General features: G+C 67.9%; 18 protein-coding genes. 10 read left to right on the plus strand and 8 right to left on the minus strand.

Annotated features, from left to right (window positions below):
* Window positions 1–112 precede the first annotated feature (112 nt).
* The 4 genes from I0D00_RS05445 to I0D00_RS05460 are packed head-to-tail and all read right to left on the minus strand — an operon-like array spanning window position 113 to window position 2,636.
* Window positions 113–646 carry a hypothetical protein gene (locus I0D00_RS05445; protein WP_213638724.1) on the minus strand — a complete coding sequence of 178 codons (534 nt, stop codon included), beginning with the start codon at window positions 644–646 and terminating at the stop codon, window positions 113–115.
* 30 nt (window positions 647–676) lie between these two features.
* Window positions 677–910: a zf-HC2 domain-containing protein gene (locus I0D00_RS05450; RefSeq protein WP_213638725.1), complete on the minus strand. Its 234-nt coding sequence runs from the start codon at window positions 908–910 to the stop codon at window positions 677–679.
* Window positions 904–1,515, minus strand: a complete 612-nt coding sequence (locus tag I0D00_RS05455) for an RNA polymerase sigma factor (RefSeq protein WP_213638726.1) — start codon at window positions 1,513–1,515, stop codon at window positions 904–906. Before I0D00_RS05455 ends, I0D00_RS05450 begins: the two co-directional genes overlap by 7 nt.
* Window positions 1,515–2,636: a beta-ketoacyl-ACP synthase III gene (locus I0D00_RS05460; protein ID WP_213638727.1), complete on the minus strand. Its 1,122-nt coding sequence runs from the start codon at window positions 2,634–2,636 to the stop codon at window positions 1,515–1,517. Before I0D00_RS05460 ends, I0D00_RS05455 begins: the two co-directional genes overlap by 1 nt.
* Before the next feature lie 398 nt (window positions 2,637–3,034).
* Here I0D00_RS05460 and I0D00_RS05465 point away from each other — a divergent pair, with 398 nt between their 5' ends.
* From I0D00_RS05465 to I0D00_RS05475, 3 genes are all read left to right on the plus strand, one after another.
* Window positions 3,035–5,674, plus strand: coding sequence for a CHASE domain-containing protein (locus tag I0D00_RS05465; RefSeq protein WP_213638728.1), 2,640 nt, complete (start codon window positions 3,035–3,037; stop codon window positions 5,672–5,674).
* A 108-nt stretch (window positions 5,675–5,782) separates the two neighbouring features.
* On the plus strand, window positions 5,783–6,856 hold the full coding sequence (locus I0D00_RS05470) for an alpha/beta hydrolase family protein (RefSeq protein WP_213638729.1): 1,074 nt from the start codon (window positions 5,783–5,785) through the stop codon (window positions 6,854–6,856).
* 112 nt (window positions 6,857–6,968) lie between these two features.
* Window positions 6,969–8,573, plus strand: coding sequence for an FMN-binding glutamate synthase family protein (locus I0D00_RS05475; protein ID WP_213638730.1), 1,605 nt, complete (start codon window positions 6,969–6,971; stop codon window positions 8,571–8,573).
* A 16-nt stretch (window positions 8,574–8,589) separates the two neighbouring features.
* On the opposite strand, the gene I0D00_RS05480 is transcribed toward I0D00_RS05475, so the two are convergent.
* Window positions 8,590–10,248: a phytoene desaturase family protein gene (locus I0D00_RS05480; RefSeq protein ID WP_213638731.1), complete on the minus strand. Its 1,659-nt coding sequence runs from the start codon at window positions 10,246–10,248 to the stop codon at window positions 8,590–8,592.
* Between the two features lie 118 nt (window positions 10,249–10,366).
* Between I0D00_RS05480 and I0D00_RS05485 the strand changes: the two genes are divergently transcribed.
* The 4 genes from I0D00_RS05485 to I0D00_RS05500 all read left to right on the plus strand — a co-directional run bounded on the left by I0D00_RS05485 (window position 10,367) and on the right by I0D00_RS05500 (window position 14,328).
* Window positions 10,367–10,936, plus strand: a complete 570-nt coding sequence (locus I0D00_RS05485; RefSeq protein WP_213638732.1) for a PadR family transcriptional regulator — start codon at window positions 10,367–10,369, stop codon at window positions 10,934–10,936.
* 277 nt (window positions 10,937–11,213) lie between these two features.
* On the plus strand, window positions 11,214–12,545 hold the full coding sequence (locus I0D00_RS05490; protein WP_213638733.1) for an OprD family porin: 1,332 nt from the start codon (window positions 11,214–11,216) through the stop codon (window positions 12,543–12,545).
* Between the two features lie 229 nt (window positions 12,546–12,774).
* Entirely contained in the window at window positions 12,775–13,386 is a 612-nt protein-coding gene (locus tag I0D00_RS05495; RefSeq protein ID WP_213638734.1) for a LysE family translocator, read from the plus strand.
* A 150-nt stretch (window positions 13,387–13,536) separates the two neighbouring features.
* Window positions 13,537–14,328: a bestrophin-like domain gene (locus tag I0D00_RS05500; protein ID WP_213638735.1), complete on the plus strand. Its 792-nt coding sequence runs from the start codon at window positions 13,537–13,539 to the stop codon at window positions 14,326–14,328.
* Between the two features lie 9 nt (window positions 14,329–14,337).
* On the opposite strand, the gene I0D00_RS05505 is transcribed toward I0D00_RS05500, so the two are convergent.
* A complete protein-coding gene (locus tag I0D00_RS05505; protein ID WP_213638736.1) occupies window positions 14,338–14,754 on the minus strand; it encodes a DUF488 domain-containing protein in 417 nt (138 codons plus the stop codon).
* A 66-nt stretch (window positions 14,755–14,820) separates the two neighbouring features.
* Between I0D00_RS05505 and I0D00_RS05510 the strand changes: the two genes are divergently transcribed.
* The 3 genes from I0D00_RS05510 (at window position 14,821) to I0D00_RS05520 (ending at window position 18,298) form a co-directional block, all read left to right on the plus strand.
* Window positions 14,821–15,495: a COG3650 family protein gene (locus I0D00_RS05510; protein WP_213638737.1), complete on the plus strand. Its 675-nt coding sequence runs from the start codon at window positions 14,821–14,823 to the stop codon at window positions 15,493–15,495.
* Window positions 15,496–15,584: 89 nt separating this feature from the next.
* Entirely contained in the window at window positions 15,585–16,583 is a 999-nt protein-coding gene (locus I0D00_RS05515; RefSeq protein ID WP_213638738.1) for a type I glyceraldehyde-3-phosphate dehydrogenase, read from the plus strand.
* 107 nt (window positions 16,584–16,690) lie between these two features.
* A complete protein-coding gene (locus I0D00_RS05520; protein WP_213638739.1) occupies window positions 16,691–18,298 on the plus strand; it encodes an NAD(P)/FAD-dependent oxidoreductase in 1,608 nt (535 codons plus the stop codon).
* 192 nt (window positions 18,299–18,490) lie between these two features.
* On the opposite strand, the gene I0D00_RS05525 is transcribed toward I0D00_RS05520, so the two are convergent.
* Complete coding sequence (locus I0D00_RS05525) at window positions 18,491–19,027, minus strand: GNAT family N-acetyltransferase (RefSeq protein ID WP_213638740.1); 537 nt, start codon at window positions 19,025–19,027, stop codon at window positions 18,491–18,493.
* The gene (locus I0D00_RS05530; protein ID WP_213638741.1) at window positions 19,024–20,133 is read right to left on the minus strand and encodes a PLP-dependent cysteine synthase family protein; all 1,110 of its coding nucleotides are present in this window, start codon (window positions 20,131–20,133) and stop codon (window positions 19,024–19,026) included. Before I0D00_RS05530 ends, I0D00_RS05525 begins: the two co-directional genes overlap by 4 nt.
* Window positions 20,134–20,141: the final 8 nt, after the last annotated feature.

Genomic DNA, 20,141 nt, shown 5'->3' on the forward strand with positions numbered 1-20,141 from the left:
TTGGCGGGCCGAGCGCGGCGACCCGCGCAAGGATGATGTCCGATCCCCCAGGCGAGTGCCGGGTGCCAGGCCGACGGGGCTACTGCAGCATCTCCGGCGCACGATAGGCGGCTCAAGCCCCCGGCTTCTTGGTCCGAGTTTGTGCGGCGATCTGGCCATACCAGGTCTCGAGCATTGCGCTACGCTCGCCGGACGCCACCCGCAACAACTCGCTGCGTGCCTGCACCCGCTCGACGCCATGGCGCTCCAGGTAACTCAGCAACTCATCGAACAACCGCCGCCGGCTCCGCCCAGCCGCCGAGTCATCGCGCCGCGAGGCGCAATTCACCAACAAGGTGGAGCCGCACACACAGTTACGAAAGACTTCGACCTGGGGCCCCTCTTCTTCGTCTTCGACCGCCTTAAGGCCGGTGATACCGGAACGGACCGCCAGGGTCTGGCGGAAGTAGTCGGCCTCGCTGGCAAATACCCGGCCACAGGTGCGGCAGCGCTTGGGGAAGTCGTCGAGGCACAGCGCCTTGAGTCCGGCGAACCAATCGTCAGCAGATGAAATGCCTGACATCTGTAATCCCTCGCCCGGGTGCGGGCCGATAGGCACGATCACAAGCGAGGCCGATGCGGGAATCCGCTCGGCTCGCAGAATCACAGGATAGGCGAATCCTGGGCGGGGGGTTCTCTACAGCCGCTCGCGGCGCAGTCTGGCCAGCTCCCGGGCCAGGGCATCCAGTTCGGCGCTCTGCCCCTGGGGCAGCTGGCGCAGGACCGCCTGGCTGAGGCGCATCTGACGGATGAAGCGTCGGCACTTGCGGCACATGGCCAGGTGCGCGCGGATGGACAGGCGCAGGCGCAGACTCAGCTGGCGATCCAGGAAATCGCTAGAGTTCGCCACCAGTTCCTTGCACGTCAGCATTGGCCGGTCTCCTCGAAATGTTCCAGGGTGGCGAACACCTTCAACCGTGCCCTATGCAGCAACACCCGCACATTGGAGAGGGTTATCTCCAAAAGATTACAGATTTCCTCCAGCTCCAGGCCCTGGCGCTCGCGCAGCAGCAGCACGCTGCCTTGCAGCTCGGACAGGCTGGTCAGGGTCTTTTCCAGGCAGTCGCGCAGCTCGCTCTCGGCCAGCAGCGCCTCCGGGCTGTCCTGGTGCCAGGCATGCGGCTCCAGCAGCCAGTGGCCGCTCTCCGCGAAGCGCTCCTCGCCGAGCGAGCCGTGGGGGCCCGGCAGGTCATCGAGCAGGACTTCGCGGCGGTTGTGCTTGAGGCGGGTCTTGGCGGCGTTGGCGGTGATGGTCAGCAGCCAGGTCTTCAGGCTGGAGCGGCCCTGGAAGCCATCCAGGCTGCGAACCACCGCCAGCCAGGCGTCCTGCACCACCTCGTCGGCATTGCGACTGCCGACTATGGCGAAGGCCACCGCCCGCATCGCCCCCTGATAGGTGCCGACCAGCTCGCGGAATGCCTGTTGCTCGCCGGCCAGCAGGCGGGCGAGCAATGCGTTATCGGCCGAGTAATCCATCAGCGCTTACGCAGGATCACGCTGCCGATCGAGTAACCGGCGCCGAAGGAGCTGAGCACGCCCAGGGCACCGCTGGGCAGGTCGTCCTGGTGCTTGTGCAGGGCGATCACCGAGCCGGCGGAACTGGTGTTGGCGTAGGTGTCGAGGATCACCGGCGCCTCGTGCGGCTCGGCGTCGCGGCCAAGCAGCTTGCGGGCGATCAGCAGGTTCATGTTGAGGTTGGCCTGGTGCAGCCAGAAGCGCTTGACCTGAGCGACGTCCAGGCCGTTCTCGGCGAGGTGCGCGGCGATCAGCTCGGCGACCATCGGGCAGACCTCCTTGAACACCTTGCGCCCTTCCTGGACGAACAGCTTGTCGCGGGCCCCCACGCCCTCCTCCGCACAGCGGTTGAGGAAGCCGAAGTTGTTGCGGATGTTGTTGCTGAACTGGGTCAGCAGCTTGGTGCCGACGATTTCGAACTGATGCGCCGAGGTCGCCAGGTCGGCACGCTCGACCACCACCGCGGTGCAGGCATCGCCGAAGATGAAGTGGCTGTCGCGATCGCGGAAGTTCAGGTGGCCGGTACAGATTTCCGGGTTGACCAGCAGCACCGCCCGGGCCTGGCCGAGCTGCACGCTGTTGGCCGCGGCCTGGATGCCGAAGGTGGCCGAGCTGCAGGCCACGTTCATGTCGTAGCCGAAGCCCTGGATGCCGAGGGCCGCCTGCACCTCGATGGCCACCGCCGGGTAGGCGCGCTGCAGGTTGGAACAGGCCACTATCACCCCGTCGATGTCCGCCGCGGTCTTGCCGGCGCGGGCCAGGGCCTGCTCGGCGGCGGCCACCGCCATCTCGCAGAGGATGCCCCACTGCTCGTTCGAGCGCTCGGGAATCCGCGGCAGCATGCGCTGCGGATCGAGGATGCCGGCCTTGTCGACGACGAAGCGGCTCTTGATGCCCGAGGCCTTCTCGATGAAGGCGCTGCTCGACTCGGCCAGCGCCTCGACCTCGCCACGGCCGATCGCCTCGGCATGCTCGGCGTTGAACTGCTGCACATAGGCATTGAAGGACGCCACCAGCTCGTCGTTGGAGATGCTGTTGGCCGGGGTGTACAGGCCGGTACCGCTGATGACGACGTTATGCACGGTCATTCCTCTCGTTCTCTGCCGCACGCGGCGGCCGGTTATGCAGAAGCCCGAGGCCGGGGCCGCAGGCACAGACTCTGGAGGGCGGCAGACACCGGCACCGGGCGGGACCTGCCCCCACTTGCAAGGCGCAGAGTGTGCCACAGGCGGAACGCGTTCGTCCGCAGATCAAACAAGCGACCGAATCGAATCCGCACGGCGTCACACCAGCGCGGGCGGCCCGGATCGCGGCCCCGCGCTATCGGGGATCGGCCCTGCCGCCCGCATCCCAGAGCGGCCGGACGCATTTCGACTTGCACAGAGCACATCGGCCGGGAATGATGCCCTGGCAATGGCGGCAAACCTGCTTAAATTGCAGGCAGCGCTGCGGCGAACCGTCGATCGGAGTTCCAGCCCCCATGCAGTCCCCAGCTTTGTCCGCGGTGCCCCTGGCGTCGAAGATCCTCCTGCTGGCCCTGGCCTATGCCGTCGCCGGCCGCCTGGCGTTGATGCTGGCCATCGCCCCCGGCTTCGTCAGCGCCGTCTTCCCCCCCGTGGGCATCGCCCTGGCCGCCGTGCTGATCTGGGGCTACCCGATGCTCGCCGGGGTGTTCCTCGGCTCGACCCTGCTCAACCTCAGTATCGGTTTCAGCAGTCTCGACCAGCTGAGCCGGCACGACCTGGCGCTCGCCTCCGGCATCGCCCTGGGCACCTCATTGAGCACCCTGCTGGGCAGTTGGCTGATCCGCCGCCTGGTCGGTTTTCCGACGCCGCTCACCAGCGAGCGCAGCATCTTCCTGCTGCTGTTTCTGGGCGGCCCCCTGGCCTGCCTGATCAGCGCCAGCGTCGGCACCGGCGCGCTCTACCTCAACCAGATCGTCGACGCCGCCGACGTCTCGTTCAGCTGGTGGACCTGGTGGGTGGGCGACAGCATCGGCGTGCTGATCGCCACGCCGCTGATGTTCATCCTGTTCGCCGAACCCCGGCCCTTGTGGCGTAGCCGCGCCGGCAGCGTCGGCCTGCCGCTGCTGATCAGCTGCGCCATCATGGTGCTGGTCTTCGTTCGCGCCAGCGAGGCCGAGCAGCACAACCTGCGCCAGCGCTTTCACGAGCAGGCGAAGATGATGAGCGCCACGCTCAAGTTCCGCTTCGAGCTCTACGGCAAGGCGGCGCATTCCATCGAGCGCCTGTTCGTCGCCTCGGAACGGGTGACGCGGGAGGACTTCGCACGCTTCGTCGCCAATCTGCCGAGCGCCTATCCGGGCATCACCGCGGTGAGCTGGGACCCGCTGATTCGCGCCGAGCAGCGCGCGGCCTTTGAAGCGCAGGTGGCCGCCGAGGGCTTCGCGAGCTTTCGCATCTACGAACACAGTGCCTTGGGCGAACCGATCGCGGCGCAGCAGCGCGACCTCTATGTCCCGGTGACCTACGTCGAGCCGCTCGCCGCCAACGCCAAGGCGCTGGGCTTCGACGTGGCCTCCAAGCCCCTGCGGCGCCAAGCCCTGGAGCAGGCCCGCGACAGCGCCGAGACCGTGATGACCGCGCCCATCACCCTCGCCCAGGACAACGAGGCGCCGCAACCCAGCGTGCTGCTGCTGCACGCGGTCTATGCCGGCGAACGCCCCCAGGACCTCGAGCAGCGCCGCCGCCAGCTGCGCGGCTACGCCGTGGCGGTGCTGCGCCTGACCGACCTGATTGAGAATGCGCTCAAGGCCTACCCGGCCGACAGCTACAGCCTGCAGCTGGAGGACGTCAGCGAAACCGAGCCGCAGCAACTCTACGGCCAGCCCGAGGATAACCTGCCGCCCTATGCCGCGGAGCTGGTCTGGCAGGAAAAACTCACGATTGGCGGCCGCACGCTGCAACTGGCCATCTCGCCGACCCAGGCCTTCCTGCAACGCAACCATGGCCTGCAACCCTGGGCCGTGCTCGCCGGCGGCCTGCTGCTGTGCAGCCTGCTCGGCGGCTACCTGCTGACCATCACCGGCCGCGCCGATCAGGTGCGCCACCAGGTGCACCGACGCACCCTGGAGCTCAGTGCCATCCTGGAGAATGCCGCCGAGGGCATCCTGATCTTCGATGAGCGCGGTCTGATCGAACGCGCCAACCCGGCCAGCAGCCAGCTGTTCGGCTACGCCAGCGCCGCACTACTCGGACGCCGCATCGGCAGCCTGATCCCGCATCTGCACCCCTGCAGCAGCGCCATGCTCGACAAGCAGCTGCGCACGCCACTGGAGGTCGGCGGCACCCATGCCCAGGGCCATGAGCTGGAACTGGAAATCAGCCTGAGCAGCTACGAGCTGCCGGGGCGCCACCTGTATATCTGCATGCTGCGCGACATCAGCGCGCGCAAGCAGGTCGAGCGCCTGAAGAGCGAGTTCGTCGCCACCGTCAGCCATGAGCTGCGCACCCCGCTCACCTCGATCAAGGGCTCGCTGGGCCTGCTCAGCGCCGGCGCGGTCGGCCCGCTCAGCGAACAGGCCCACGGCCTGGTGAGCATTGCCCAGAGCAACTCGGAGCGCCTGGTCAATCTGGTCAACGACATCCTCGACGTCGAGAAGCTCGAGTCCGGCCACAGCCGCCTCCAGCTCAGCCGCACCGACCTGCGCCCCGTGCTGCGCGAGGCGCTGGCCCACAACCAGGGTTACGCGGACGGCTACCAGGTCAGCCTCAGCCTCGACGACAGCGCCCTGCCCGAGCAGGTACCGGTGCGGATCGACGGCCTGCGCCTGCAACAGGTGCTGAGCAACCTGATCGCCAACGCGGTGAAGTTCTCCGAGCCCCGGAGCCGGGTCGAGATCTCCGCCCGGGTCGTCGACAGCCAGGTCAGGGTCCAGGTGCTCGACCACGGCGCCGGCATCGCCGAGGAGTTCCGCGAGCGCATCTTCCAGAAGTTCGCCCAGGCCGACGGCTCCGACAGCCGCCGCCGCGGCGGCACCGGCCTGGGCCTGAACATCTGCAAGACCCTGATCGAGCGCATGCACGGGCAGATCGGCTACGACAGCGTGGTCGGCCAGGGCAGCACCTTCTACTTCAGCCTGCCGTTGGCGGACGGCTGATCCGTCGACTCGCCGCGGCCAGTCCTCACCCGTCCGGGCGATGGCTGGCAGCGGCGCCCTCGCTATGCTCGAACGCCCCCGCATAACAACAACTAGAGGGTTCGTTCCATGCGCCAGCTCATGCTGTTTTTCATCTTGACACTCACCTCCCTGGCCGAGGCCGCCACCGGCGTGTTCCCCGACAGCACCTTCAATAACCTGGACCACGGCCTGTACTGGTTCGGCTACGGCGACAGCTGGCAGAAGGCCCAGCCGGGCTACAGCAACGCCTACTACAGCCCGGGCAAGCCGACCGTGATCTACATCCACGGCTGGCAGAACGGCTCCAGCGTCAGCAAGAACCGCGAGACCTTCAACCGCCTGGACGCCGGCGGGCCGAACCTGGACCTGGCCCACGCCTGGCTGGCGGCCGGCTACAACGTCGGCATCCTCTACTGGAACCAGTTCGCCGACGAGGGCGAGGTCAAGGACGCCGAGGCGAAGATCTGGACCGCCACGGGGCCGCGCGCCATGCGCTGGCGCAACGCCAGCGGCGTCTACAGCAATGGCCCCTCCCAATCGGTCGGCGACCTGCTGTTCCAGAGCTACAAGGACAACCTGGCCGGCTACAGCGGCAACAACATCCGCCTGCTCGGCCACTCCCTGGGTAACCAGCTGGCCATCGTCCTGACCAAGAAGATCAGCGACGCGGTCAGCGCCGGCACCGTCAACAGCAAGCTGTTGCCCAAGCGCGTGGCCCTGCTCGACCCCTTCTACTCCAACCAGGGCAAGAGCTACCTGGGCAACAAGTGGACCGGCGAGGTGTGCCGCAGCTACGTCAGCGAGCTGAAGAGCAAGGGCGTGATCTTCGAGGCCTACCGCACCTCGGCGGTCACCAGCAGCCTCTTCGTCGGCGACAACAACAGCGGGCTGATGAACATGACCGCCTTCAGCGAAGTCAAGACCGGCTACTTCAACAGCACCCAGCAGACCCAGAAGCACAACGCCGCGGTCTGGCACTACCTCTGGTCGTTCGCCTCCAACCCGCCGCCGATCACCGGCAGCAGCCACCAGGCCGCCTCGGCCAGCACCTCCGACAGCCGCATCACCAGCCTGATGAACGGCACCCAGAAACTGCTGCATGACCAGGGCGGCACCACCAAGGAACCCTGGGACGACAGCTTCAGGCTGTACGCCCGCTAAGCAGGGCCTTGCAGGCCGTCCCTGGGGCGGGCGGCCTGCCGGCACTTCGACATCGACTAAGCCCCCTGCCGGCGTCTACATTGAGCCGTCCCCGCCCGCTCCCGGAGCCCGCATGTCGCTGTCGCTGCTCAGCCGTTACGCCTTCTTCGCCGCCTGCCTGCTGTTCACCCTGATCGGCCTGGCCTTTCTCGACCGCCCCTGGCTTTGGCCTCTCACTCTGGTCACCGCACTGCTCAGCCTGGTCGGTATCGGCGACCTGCTGCAGAGCCGCCAGGCGGTGCGGCGCAACTACCCGATCCTCGGCAACATCCGCTACCTGGTCGAGGGCATCCGCCCGGAGATCCGCCAGTACCTGCTGGAAGCCGATGGCGACAAGCTGCCGTTCTCCCGCGCCCAGCGCTCGCTGGTCTACGCCCGGGCCAAGAATGAGGGCGCCGACAAGGCTTTCGGCACCTTGCTGGACGTCTACCAGAACGGCTACGAGTTCATCAGCCACTCCATGTGCCCGGCACCGCTGGCCGACCCGGCGAGCTTCCGCGTCAGCATCGGCGGGCCGCAGTGCCGCCAGCCCTACAGCGCCTCGCTGTTCAATATCTCGGCGATGAGCTTCGGCTCGCTCAGCGCCAACGCCATCCGCGCCCTGAACCAGGGCGCTCGGCTCGGCGACTTCGCCCACGACACCGGCGAGGGCAGCATCAGTCCCTATCATCGCGAGCACGGCGGCGACCTGATCTGGGAGATCGGCAGCGGCTACTTCGGCTGCCGCGACGACCAGGGCCGCTTCGATCCGACGCGCTTCGCCGAGCAGGCGGCCAGCCCCCAGGTACGGATGATCGAGATCAAGCTCAGCCAGGGCGCCAAACCCGGCCACGGCGGCATCCTGCCCAGGCACAAGGTCACCGCGGAAATCTCCGCGACCCGCGGCGTGCCCATGGGCCAGGACTGCGTGTCGCCGTCGCGCCACAGCGCCTTCTCCACCCCCATCGAACTGCTGCAGTTCATCGCACAACTCCGTCAGTTAGCGGAAGGAAAGCCGGTGGGCTTCAAGCTGTGCCTGGGCCATCCCTGGGAGTTCATGGGCATCGCCAAGGCCATGCTGGAGACCGGTATCCTGCCCGACTTCATCGTCATCGACGGCACCGAGGGCGGCACCGGCGCCGCGCCCCTGGAGTTCACCGACCACCTCGGCGTGCCCATGCGCGAGGGCCTGCTGTTCGTGCACAACACCCTGGTCGGCCTGAACCTGCGCGACAAGATCAGGCTCGGCGCCAGCGGCAAGATCGTCAGCGCCTTCGACATCGCCTGCGTGCTGGCCATCGGCGCCGACTGGGCCAACGCCGCCCGCGGCTTCATGTTCGCCATCGGCTGCATCCAGAGCCAGAGCTGCCACACCAACAAGTGCCCGACCGGGGTGGCCACCCAGGACCCGCTGCGCCAGCGCGCCCTGGTGGTCGCGGACAAGGCCCAGCGGGTGCACAACTTCCACCGCAACACCCTCAAGGCCCTGGCCGAGATGCTCGCCGCCGCCGGCCTGGAACACCCCGGCCAGCTGGACGCCAAGCACCTGGTGCGACGCATGTCGGCCACCGAGATCAAGCTGTTCGCCCAGCAGCACGTGTTCCTCAAGCCCGGCGAGTTGCTCGGCGAAGCGATCGAGGGCGAGTTCTACGCTCGCATGTGGCAGCTGGCCCGCGCCGACAGCTTCGCGGCGGCCTAACTGTGCCGCGGCCGGCTCACCGGCCCAATTGCGCCGACTCGGCCGGCACCGCCTGGGGTGCGGCAGGGCGAACGCCCCCGGCGAGCAGGCGCTTGAGCCTGAAGGCGCGCCAGCCGAGCAGACGCGCGGCGGTCAGCACGCCGCCCATCAAGGCGCCACCGACCCCGGCGGTGACCACGTCCGAGCCGGTCAGGTAGAAGTTCCGGATCGGCGTCTGCGGATGGATCCAGTGCTGCTCGAAGCGCTGCACCGTGTGTTCGATGCCGTAGATCTCGCCGACCTGGTTCCACTGGAACCACTCGGTGGACAGCGGCGTGGACAGCTCGCAGTAGTCCAGGGCGCCGCGCAGCTGCGGCTGATGCCGGTACAGCGCCGCCAGCAGCACCTCGCTGATCTGCGCCTTGAAGCCCTCGTAGTCGTCGCCGCGCTTGTTCCAGGTGCTGCCCTTCCAGCGCTCGAACCACTGCGGGAAGCTCGGCGCGACGATCTCCACCGTCGCCTTGCCGGGATAGCGGCGCGCCCAGTCCGGGTCCTTGGCCGAGGGGAAGGAGATGTAGATCATCGGGAAATCCAGCCCGGGCGACTCCATGAAGCGCTTGACGCTGAGGTCGTGGTCGAACTCCGGGTACAGCCAGTAGTTGGTCTTGGGCAGGCCCAGGCTGGCGGCATCGCCCCGGAAACCGGCGTACAGGCACACATGGGAAGCCGAGGGCGCGACTCGCTCGAGGCGGTCGAGCAGGCCATGGCGCGCGACCACCTCCGCCGGCAGCAGGCGCTGGTAGGTCGGCAACAGGCCGGCGCTGCTGACGATCTTGTCGGCGGTGATCTCGTGGCCGTCCTTGGCCAGGCGCACGCCGTAGGCGCGGTTGTCCTCGACCAGCACCTGCTCGACCCCGGCATAGGTGAACACCTGGCCGCCGGCCGCCTCGATCACCGGAATGATGGTCTCGGCGATGCGCACCGAGCCGCCCACCGGGTAGTTGCCGCCGGTGATGTAATGCTTGGCGACCATGGCGTGCATCATGAACGCCGCCTGGGCCGGCGGCAGGCCGTAGTCGCCCCACTGGGCGGTGAGCACGCCGATCAGCTGCTGGTTCTCGGTCAGGCCTTCGAGCACCTGGCGGGTGCTCTGGAAGAAGTAGGCGGGAAACAGCCGCCGGCGCAGCCGGTTGTACAGCACGCCGAGGCTGCGCGGCAGGGCCTGGCCGGCGAAGAAGCGCGGAATCTTCTGGCTGACCTCGCTGATCAGCTCGACGTAGCGGTCGATGGCCGCGCCTTCCTCGGGGAAGTGCCGCTTGATCTCCGCCTTGAACTCCTCGCGGCCGGCCAGGTAACGGAAGGGCTGCTCGCCGATGACGATATGGTCGTAATGCGCGTCCATCGGCGCCCACTGCAGCTGGCCGTCGCTGATCGCGTCGAACACCCGGCGGATCACCGACCAGGGCTTGTGCACCTCGCCGATGTAGTGCACGCCGACGTCCCACTCGTAGCCCTCGCGCTGGTAGACGTGGGTATAGCCGCCGGCCGTGTAGTGCTGCTCCAGCACGCAGACCTTCTGCCCGGCCTTGGCCAGCAGGGCGGCGGTGCACAGCCCACCGATGCCGGAGCCGATGACGATGCAGTCGTAGTGAGGAAGGGCCTTGTTCTTGCGAAAGCGGGTACCAGTGCGTTTCATCGTGGCTCCGGGCATTGTTGTTATGCAAGTATTTGCATAGATAGACCAGCCAACCGACAAATGCAAATTTTTGCATATGCACCTAGAATGAACCCTCCTCGCCGATCACGGGTTATCCATGTCCCTGCGCCACGCCATCCTCACCCTGCTGGAAACCGAACCGGCCAGCGGCTACGACATAATCCGCCACTTCAAGCAGTCGCTCGGCTACTTCTGGAACGCCAAGCACCAGCAGGTCTACCAGGAGCTGCGCCGCCTCAGCGACGAGGGCTGGTTGCTGTGCAGCGAGCAGGCCCAGAGCGACAAGCCGGACAGGAAGGTCTACAGCATCAGCCCCAGTGGCCGCGCCGAACTCAGGCGCTGGCTGGCCGAGCCGGCGCCGCCGAACAAGATCAACGATGCCCTGCTGGTCAAGCTGTACGCCGGTGCCCTGGCCGAGCCGGACAACCTGCGCGCGGAACTGGCCCGCCACCGTGCCACCCACCGGGCCACCCTCGACAGCCTGCAGGAGATCGAACGCCAGTACCTGGCCCTGGAGCCACAGGAGCAGGCCCGCCAGCGCCTGCCCTACCTGACCCTGCGCCGCGGCATCCTCGGCGAGCAGGCCTGGCTGGCCTGGGCCGAGGAGGTCGAGGCGGAACTGGCGGCTCGCGCCGGCCAGCCGCACGCAGAACCCGTTGGAAAATAACGAGAAAGTCTGCAACGGGGCCGTCCACCGACGGCTCAACTCAGCCTGCAAGCATGTGCGCAAGTTCATCGGTACCGGCACGGCCGGAGCGCTCGATGGCCAATCGAACGCCGCTTCAAACAGGCTTTCGCCCATCAACTAACACACCGAAAAACATCCACTTATCGGACAAACTTGTCACGTTACTTGCGAACGCTACGCTCTACAGGGTCAGCCTAGAAGTGCTGGTATTGGCACATCAAACAACAACCTCCTTGTCCATCAAGAGGAAGTTCCAATGCGCACCATCACCCTCAGTATCGTGGCGCTGGCAGTATCGGCAGCCTCGTTGCAAATGGCCGCTGCTAGTCAACAGAGCGAATCGAAGGGCTTTATCGAAGAAAGCACCTTCAACATCCTCAACCGTACTTTCTACTTCAATCGCGACTTCCGTAACGGCGGCTTCAATGGTGCGGGCACCAATGGCGCCAAGCCGGGCCGTGAGAACGGTTATCGCGAGGAAGCCGCGCACGGCATCATGGCCGTGTTCGAATCCGGCTTCACCCAGGGCACGGTCGGTTTCGGCGTGGACGCCTATGGCCACCTCGGTATCAAGCTCGACAGCGGTGGCGGCCGCACCGGCACCGCCTTGCTGCCGGTCGGTAGCGACGGCAGGCCGAGCGATGACTACAGTGAGGCAGGCGGAGTCGTCAAAGCCAGGCTGTCGAACACCACCCTCAAAGTCGGCGAGAAACGCGTCGAGAATCCGATGGTGGCGACCGGCGACGCGCGACTGCTGCCCCAGACCGCCACCGGCATCTTCCTCAACAGCGATGAAATCGACAGTCTGAACATCGATGCCGGGCATATCACCGCGATGAACGAGTTCGGCAGCACCAACTCCGACGGCGAGTTGCAGATTCAGTACGCCGGCAACGTGGGCGATACCGCAGACTGGGCCGGCGGCACCTACACCGCCAGCGACAGCTTGAGTCTGAGCCTGTTCGCCTCGGAAGTGGAAGACACCTGGCGGCGCTATTACGGCAATGCCAACTACACCCTGCCGCTCGGCGACAAGCGCTCGCTGAACTTCGACTTCAACATCTACCGCACCCTCGACGAGGGCAAGGCGCTGGTCGGCGCCATCGACAACACCACCTGGTCGCTCGCCTCGCAATACGCCATGGGCCCCCATGCGCTGACCCTGGCCTTCCAGAAGGTCGACGGCAACGACGGCTTCGACTATATCGGCTTCAACGCCATCTACCTGGCCAACTCGGTGCAGTACTCCGACTTCAACGCCCCGCGCGAAGAGTCCTGGCAACTGCGCTACGACCTCAACCTGGCCGACTATGGCGTGCCTGGCCTGACGCTGATGGCCCGCTATATCCGCGGCGACAACATCGACAGCAGCGACGCCGACCCGCTCAGCGGCTTCTTCGATGCCGCCGCCACCAACGAGAAGCACTGGGAGCGCGACCTGGAGGCCAAGTATGTGGTGCAGGATGGCGCCGCCAAGGACCTGTCCCTGCGCGTCCGCCAGGCGACCCACCGCGGCTCGTCCAACCAGATCGACGGCGACGTCGACGAGGTGCGCTTCATCGTCGAGTATCCGCTGAGCGTGCTCTGAGCCCAGCCGCGCCCGACGCGCTGGGAGACGCGGGCGCGACTCGATATGCCGGGCTGCTGCGATGCAGCCCGGCATATCGCCACTTGCCCTGCCGTCGTACCGAGAAAGTCGGCGTCCGGGCCCGCCCCCCTCTGCCCGCCTGCACACGCGACGCGCTTGACCGGCCGCCGCCCCGGGCTTACAAAGAGCGCGACGCACCCTCATCACCCCACTTCGACGGATTCGCCCCATGGCCCTGCACACCTGGCTGCTCTACCTCACCGCCGTCATCGGCCTGGTGCTGACCCCCGGTCCCAACAGCCTGCTGGTACTGACCCACGGCACCCTCTACGGCTACAAGAAAGCCCTGTGGACCACCGCCGGCGGGGTGATCGGCTTCGCCGCGCTGATGGCGCTGTCGATGTTCGGCATCGGCGCGCTGCTGCAGGCCTCGGCCAACGCCCTGGTGCTGCTCAAGTGGATCGGCGGCGCTTATCTGGTCTGGCTCGGCTTCCAGCTCTGGCGCGCCCCGCCGCTGCAACTCGACGCCGCCGTGGGTGCCATCGACAAGCCCGGCAGCGCCCTGTTCCGCCAGGGCCTGCTGTCGGCGCTGTCCAACCCCAAGGTGATCCTGTTCTTCGGTGCCTTCCTGCCGCAGTTCCTCGACCCCCAGGGTGACCTGCTGCTGCAGTTCGCGGTGATGGCCCTGACCTTCGCCGTGGTCGAGGCCCTGGCGGAATTCCTCCTGGCCCGCGCGGCGCATCACGTCCGGCCCTGGCTGCAGCGCTGCGGCCGCGGCTTCAACCGCTGCTGTGGCGGGCTGTTCGCGGCCATGGGCGCGGCCTTGCCGCTGACCCGCTGAGCACCGTCCCTTAGCCGGCACGCCGCCACTGGCGGCGCCGCGGCGATCCAGTACTATCGCGCCAGCTTGAGCGCTCGGCCGGAGCCCCTGCTGTGCCGGCGTCTAGCCCCCACGCCCCCGGACCATCGCCAGACCAGGTGAACGCGCCCCATGTACCAGCAAGAACTGCTCTACGGCCACAACAGTTTCGCCATCACCGCCGTGCTGTTCGTCCTGATCATCCTGTTCAACGAGGTCGGCTTCCAGATCGGCCGCTTCGTGCAGAACCGCACCGACAGCGAAGTCAAGGAACTGACCGGCTCGGTGCAGGCCAGCATCCTCGGCCTGCTGGCCCTGCTGCTGGGCTTCACCTTCAGCATGTCGATGCAGCGCTACGACGACCGCAACCAGGCGCTGATCGAGGAGGCCAACGCCATCGGCACGGCGTCGCTGCGCGTGCAGCTGCTGCCCGCCCGGTACCAGCAACCCATGTCCGAACTGCTGCGCCAGTACGTCGACCTGCGGGTATCCCTGGGCGAGATCGACCTGAGCCGGCACGCCGAACGCAGCCGGTACAACGCCCGGATCAAGCGGCTGCAAGGCGAGCTGTGGGCGCTGGCGGTGCAGGCCACCAACGACGACCCGCGCCCGGTCACCAGCGGCGCCTTCGTCTCCGCCCTGAACCAGATGATCGACAGCCAGGGCCAGCGCCACGCCCAGCTGCAGATGCACGTACCCGAGGTGGTGTTGCTGCTGCTGTTCGTCGTGTTCATCGCGTCGGTGGGCATCCTCGGCTACTCCAGCGGCCTGAGCGGCAAGCGCATCGTCGTGCCTACGGTGCTGGTGTCCCTGCTGATCGCCCTGATCGTGTTCATCATCATCGACCTGGACCGCCCCAAGCGCGGCCTGATCCAGGTCGACCAGGGCATCATGCAGGAACTGCAACAGAGGCCCCAGGGCTAGCCCGCCGCCCTACCCCCGCGGCCCTCGGCCGCCGTCCTCGCCGGCGTAGCACACCGGCGAGCCGGGCGGCCCGCGGCGGTCCAGTTCCTCCTCGAGAAACTCCGCCAGCACCCGGGCGTTGTTGTGCGCGTCGTCCCGCGCGGCGAACAGCAGGGTCAGGGTGCCCTGCCCGGCGAGCTCCAGCAGGCCCTGCCAATGCTCGGGATGGCCGGCGAGCTCGCGCCGATAGGCCTGGCGAAACTCGGCGAACGCCTGCGGCCGCTCATGCAACTGCCTGCGCAGTGCAGCGGATGGCGCCACCTCGCGCAACCAGGCGTGCAGTTGCAGCGCCGCCTTGCTGCAGCCGCGCGGCCACAGGCGGTCGACCAGCACGCGCCGGCCGTCGGCGGCGTCGACGGCCGCGTACACCCGCTTGCACTGGATCATCCGCGTCCTCCCTTGTGATCGTCCGGCGGCCTGGGTAACGTGGCGCCTCTTGCCAGGAGAGCGCCGATGTCCGCCAGCCGTACCCTAGTGTTTGCCCTGTTGCCGCTGTTCGCCAGTTGCCAGGTGTTCAAGGACCAGCCGAGCGATGCCGACCGCGCCGAACAGGTGCGCCTGCAGGGCGAGCTCAGCCAGGTCGGCGGTCAGCTGCTGCTGCGCCCCTGCCAGGAGCAGCGGCACTTCGTCATCAGCAACGACGGCGCCACCGACATCATGCGCGAAACCGCCGAGCTGCTCGGCGGCGGCCCCGGTCCGCTGTTCGCCGACCTGCGCGGCAGCCTGGCGGCGAGCCGGCAGAAGGGCGTCGACGGCCAGCTGCAGCTCAGCCGGGTGTACCGCCTGCAGCACGAGGGCCGGGGCTGCGAAGATCCCAACTTCAAGCGTTCCACCCTGCATGCCAGCGGCCAGGAGCCCGGCTGGAGCGTGACGGTCGGCGGCCGCGGCCTGGTGCTCGAGCGCCAGGGCCAGCAACCCCTGGCCCTGCCCTTTCTCGAGGAGCAGCTGCCCGAGGGCCGCCTGAACCTCAGCAGCGAGGCCAATGGCCAGCGCCTGGAGCTGTGGGTCGCGCCGCAGCGCTGCGTCGACCCCATGAGCGGCGCGGTGCAGCACCTGGCGGCCGAACTGCGCCTGAACGGCGAAGTGCTGCGCGGCTGCGGCTACTACGGCGGCGCGCGCAGCGACTGAGGCGGCCGGTTACACCGCCACACAGATTGGCCCGGCAACGCCGCCACCCTCTCCTAAGCTGAAGGCTATACGGCAGACGGGAGGCAGCTATGTTGCGCGTGGCCATCAACGGATATGGACGCATCGGCCGCGCCGTGCTGCGCGCGCTGTTCGAGCGCCGCCTGGAGCAACGGATTCACCTGGTGGCGATCAACGACCTCGGCGATCACCCGACCCTGGTGCACCTGACCGGCTTCGACTCGAGCTTCGGCCGCTTTCCCGGCCATGTCAGCCTGCACCAGGGCGACATGCAGGTGAACGGCCAGGTGGTGCACCTGCTGCGCGAGCCCGAGGCGGTGGAGCTGCCCTGGGACCGCCTGGGCATCGACCTGGTGCTGGAGTGTTCCGGCCACTGCAAGCGGCGCGCCCAGGTCGAACAGCACCTGACCGCCGGCGCGCCGCGGGTGCTGCTCTCCCACCCGCTGGCGGATGCCGACCTGAGCGTGGTCTATGGCGTCAACCACCAGTTGCTCGGCAGCCAGCAGATCGTCTCCAACGCCTCCTGCACCACCAACTGCCTGGCGCCCCTGGCCATGGTCCTGCACCGGGCGGTGGGCATCCGCCAGGGCCTGATCAACACCGTGCACGCCTACACCAACGACCAGCACCTGCTGGACAAGCCGCACCACGACCTCTACCGCGCCCGCGCCGCGGCCCTGTCGATGATCCCCACCAGCACCGGCGCGGCCAAGACCATCGGCCTGATCCTGCCGGAGCTGGCCGGGCGCCTGGACGGCCTCTCGGTGCGGGTGCCGACCGCCAGCGTGTCGCTGCTCGACCTGACCTTCAGCGCCGAACGCCCGAGCGACCGCGAGGCGATCAACGCCGCCCTGCAGCAGGGCGCCCAGGCCCTGCCGCCAGGGGTGATGGAGTGCAACGCGCTGCCGCTGGTGTCCAGCGACTTTCGCGCCTACCCGGCGTCCTGCGTGGTCGACCTCAACCACACCCGGGTGCAGGGCGAGCTGGTCAAGGTGCTGGCCTGGTACGACAACGAATGGGCCTTCGCCAACCGCATGCTCGACGTGCTGCTGGCCTGGCTGAACCCCTGAGCCATGGGGAGCGCCCGTACGCGTCGCCGGTCGCCAGGCAATCGCGGGTATAATCGCCGCCTCCCTAGATTGCCGGATCGTCACCGGCCCCGACCCTGGATGGCCCCATGCTGCGCATCACCGAACTGAAGCTGCCCCTCGACCACCCCGAAGAGGCCCTGCGCCCCGCCCTGCTCCAGCGCCTGGGCATCGCCGACGACCAGCTGCTCGACTTCAGCCTGTTCAAGCGCAGCTACGACGCGCGCAAGAAATCCAGCGAGCTGCAGTTCATCTACACCATCGACTTCGCCGTGCGCGACGAAGCGGCGCTGCTGGCCAGATTCGAGGGCGACAAGCACATCGGCCCCGCCCCGGACACCGCCTACCAGCCGGTCGGCCGGGCCAGCCAGCCGCTGGACGAGCGGCCGCTCGTGGTCGGCTTCGGCCCCTGCGGCATCTTCGCCGCGCTGATCCTCGCCCAGGCCGGCCTCAAGCCCATCGTGCTGGAGCGCGGCAAGGAGGTGCGCCAGCGCACCAAGGACACCTGGGGCCTGTGGCGCAAGAACGTGCTCAACCCCGAGTCCAACGTGCAGTTCGGCGAAGGCGGCGCCGGCACCTTCTCCGACGGCAAGCTGTACAGCCAGATCAAGGACCCCAAGCACCTGGGGCGCAAGGTGCTGCAGGAGTTCGTCAGGGCCGGCGCGCCGGAGGAGATCCTCTACGTCAGCAAGCCGCACATCGGCACCTTCCGCCTCACCGGCGTGGTCGCCACCATGCGCGAGGAGATCAAGGCCCTGGGCGGCGAGGTGCGCTTCCAGCAGCGGGTCAGCGACGTGCTGATCGAGGACGGCCAGCTGCTCGGCGTGGAGCTGGAGAGCGGCGAGCAGCTGCGCAGCCGCCACGTGATCCTGGCCCTCGGCCACAGCTCCCGCGACACCTTCCGCATGCTCCATGCCCGCGAGGTGTTCATGGAGGCCAAGCCGTTCTCGGTGGGCTTTCGTATCGAACACCCGCAGTCGCTGATCGACCGCGCGCGCCTGGGCAAGTACGCCGGCCACCCCAAGCTCGGCGCCGCCGACTACAAGCTGGTGCACCACGCCAGCAACGGCCGCTCGGTGTACAGCTTCTGCATGTGCCCGGGCGGCACCGTGGTGGCCGCCACCTCCGAGCCGGAGCGGGTGGTGACCAACGGCATGAGCCAGTACTCGCGCAACGAGCGCAACGCCAACGCCGGCATCGTCGTCGGCATCACCCCCGAGCGGGACTACCCGGGCGGCCCCCTGGCCGGCGTCGAGCTGCAGGAGCGCCTGGAGTCCCACGCCTACATCCTCGGCGGCAGCACCTACGAGGCGCCAGGCCAGCTGGTCGGCGACTTCATCGCCGGCAGACCGTCCACCGAATGGGGCAGCGTCGAGCCGTCCTACAAGCCCGGGGTCAAGCTCGGCGACCTGGCGCCCGCCCTGCCGGACTTCGCCATCGAAGCCATCCGCGAGGCGCTGCCGGCCTTCGACAAGCAGATCAAGGGCTTCGCCCTGCATGATGCCGTACTCACCGGCATCGAGACGCGCACCTCCTCGCCGCTGCGCATCACCCGCGGCGACAGCCTGCAGAGCCTCAACGTCAAGGGCCTGTACCCGGCCGGCGAAGGCGCCGGCTACGCGGGGGGGATTCTCTCGGCCGGGGTCGATGGCATTCGCGTGGCCGAGGCGGTGGCGCGGGATATGCTGGGCGGCTGATGCCCCCGGCGCAGCCAGCCGCAGCCTGAAGGTTGCGCGCTGTTGCGAAACGAAAAAGGCCCATCAATCGATGGGCCTTTTTTCTGGCGATTAGAAGTCTCAGCTCAACCTGCCTGGAACTATATTCACCGGCGCCATCGGGTACCGTAGCCCCCGACCCCGCCCCGGCACCGGCCAGCTGGTTTGAGATGCTTACGAGCGGATAGGAAGGCGCAGGCAGCACACCGTGGTGCGCCCCGAACCATTGGGCCGGCGGGCCGGGTCAGGGAAGGTCTCCAGCTCGACGAAGCCGGCCTTGCGCATCATCCCCGCCGAGGCGGCGTTTTCCTCGTGGCGGTCGATGTAGATGTCCTCCACGCCCTGCCCGGCCAGGTTCTCGACGGTCTGCTTGAGCAGGCGCGCGCCGAGGCCCTGGCCGGCGGCGGCGCGGTGCACCACGGCCTCGCAGATATAGGCATGCGGTTGCTCGCGGCGCGCCTCGGGCTGGTAGCGGGCGAAGTCGCGGCTGAGGCGGTAGCTGACCATGCCCAGCGGCTCGCCGCCGCTCTCGCGCTGGCCGCCGCGTTCTGCCAGCACCGCCTGCACCGAGCCGTCGGCGATAGCCTGCAGGTGCGCACGCACCTCGGCCTCGGGCAGGTGGTTCCAGGGGTTGGGGCCGTGCTCGAAGAGCAGCGCGCACAGGGCTTCGATATCCCGCGCCTCGGCCTGGCGAATCAGCAACTCGGTCATGGTTTTGTCTCCTGAAGCCCGATGCAGGGCAGGTCTTGCGGCAGCGGCGCGCCCAGTTCCGCGCAGGCGGCCAGCGCCTCGATCAACGGCGCCAACTGGAAGCTCTGACGTTGCAGCCAGGCCTCGTCGTAGTAGCTGTTGGCGTAGCGCTCGCCGCTGTCGCAGAGGATCGCCACCACCGAGCCGGACTCGCCGGCCGCGACCATCTGCCGGGCCACCAGCAGCGCGCCGATCAGGTTGGTGCCGCTGGAGCCGCCGACATGCCGGCCCAGGCGCCGCGCCAGGTAGTGCATGGCCGCCAGGGACAGGGCGTCGGGCACCTTGCACATGGCGTCGATCACCGACGGCAGGAAGGAGGCCTCGACCCGCGGCCGGCCGATGCCCTCGATGCGCGAGCCGTGATCCAGGGTCAGGCTGGCATCGCCCGTGCGGTAGTGGTCGAAGAACACCGAGCGCTCGGCGTCGGCGCAGAGCACCCGGGTGCGGTGCTGGCGGTAGCGCACGTAGCGGCCGAGGGTCGCCAGGGTGCCGCCGGTGCCGGCGCTGGAGACCAGCCAGGCCGGCTCGGGATGGCGCTCGTAGCGCATCTGCTGGAAGATCGACTCGGCGATGTTGTTGTTGGCGCGCCAGTCGGTGGCGCGCTCGGCGTAGGTGAACTGGTCCATGAAGTGCCCGCCCGTCTCGCGGGCCAGGCGTTCGGACTCGGCGTAGATCTGCGTGGGGTCCTCGACCAGGTGGCTCTGGCCGCCGTAGAAGGCGATCTGGGCGATCTTCTGCGCGGAGGTGGTCACCGGCATCACGGCGATGAAGGGCAGCCCCAGCAGGCGGGCGAAGTAGGCCTCGGAAATCGCCGTGGAGCCGCTGGACGCCTCGATCACCGGCGCGCCCGGCTTGAGCCAGCCGTTGCCCAGGGCGTAGAGGAACAGCGAGCGGGCCAGGCGGTGCTTGAGACTGCCGGTGGGGTGGCTGGATTCGTCCTTGAAGTACAGCTCGATGCCGGGCAGGCCGGGCAACTCCAGGGGAATCAGGTGGGTGTCGGCGCTACGCTGGAAGTCCGCCTCGATGATGCGGATCGCCTCGCGGGCCCAGGTTCTCGAATCGCTCATCGACGGCT

It is taken from the genome of Pseudomonas lalucatii, assembly GCF_018398425.1.
Classification (GTDB): Bacteria; Pseudomonadota; Gammaproteobacteria; order Pseudomonadales; family Pseudomonadaceae; genus Aquipseudomonas; species Aquipseudomonas lalucatii.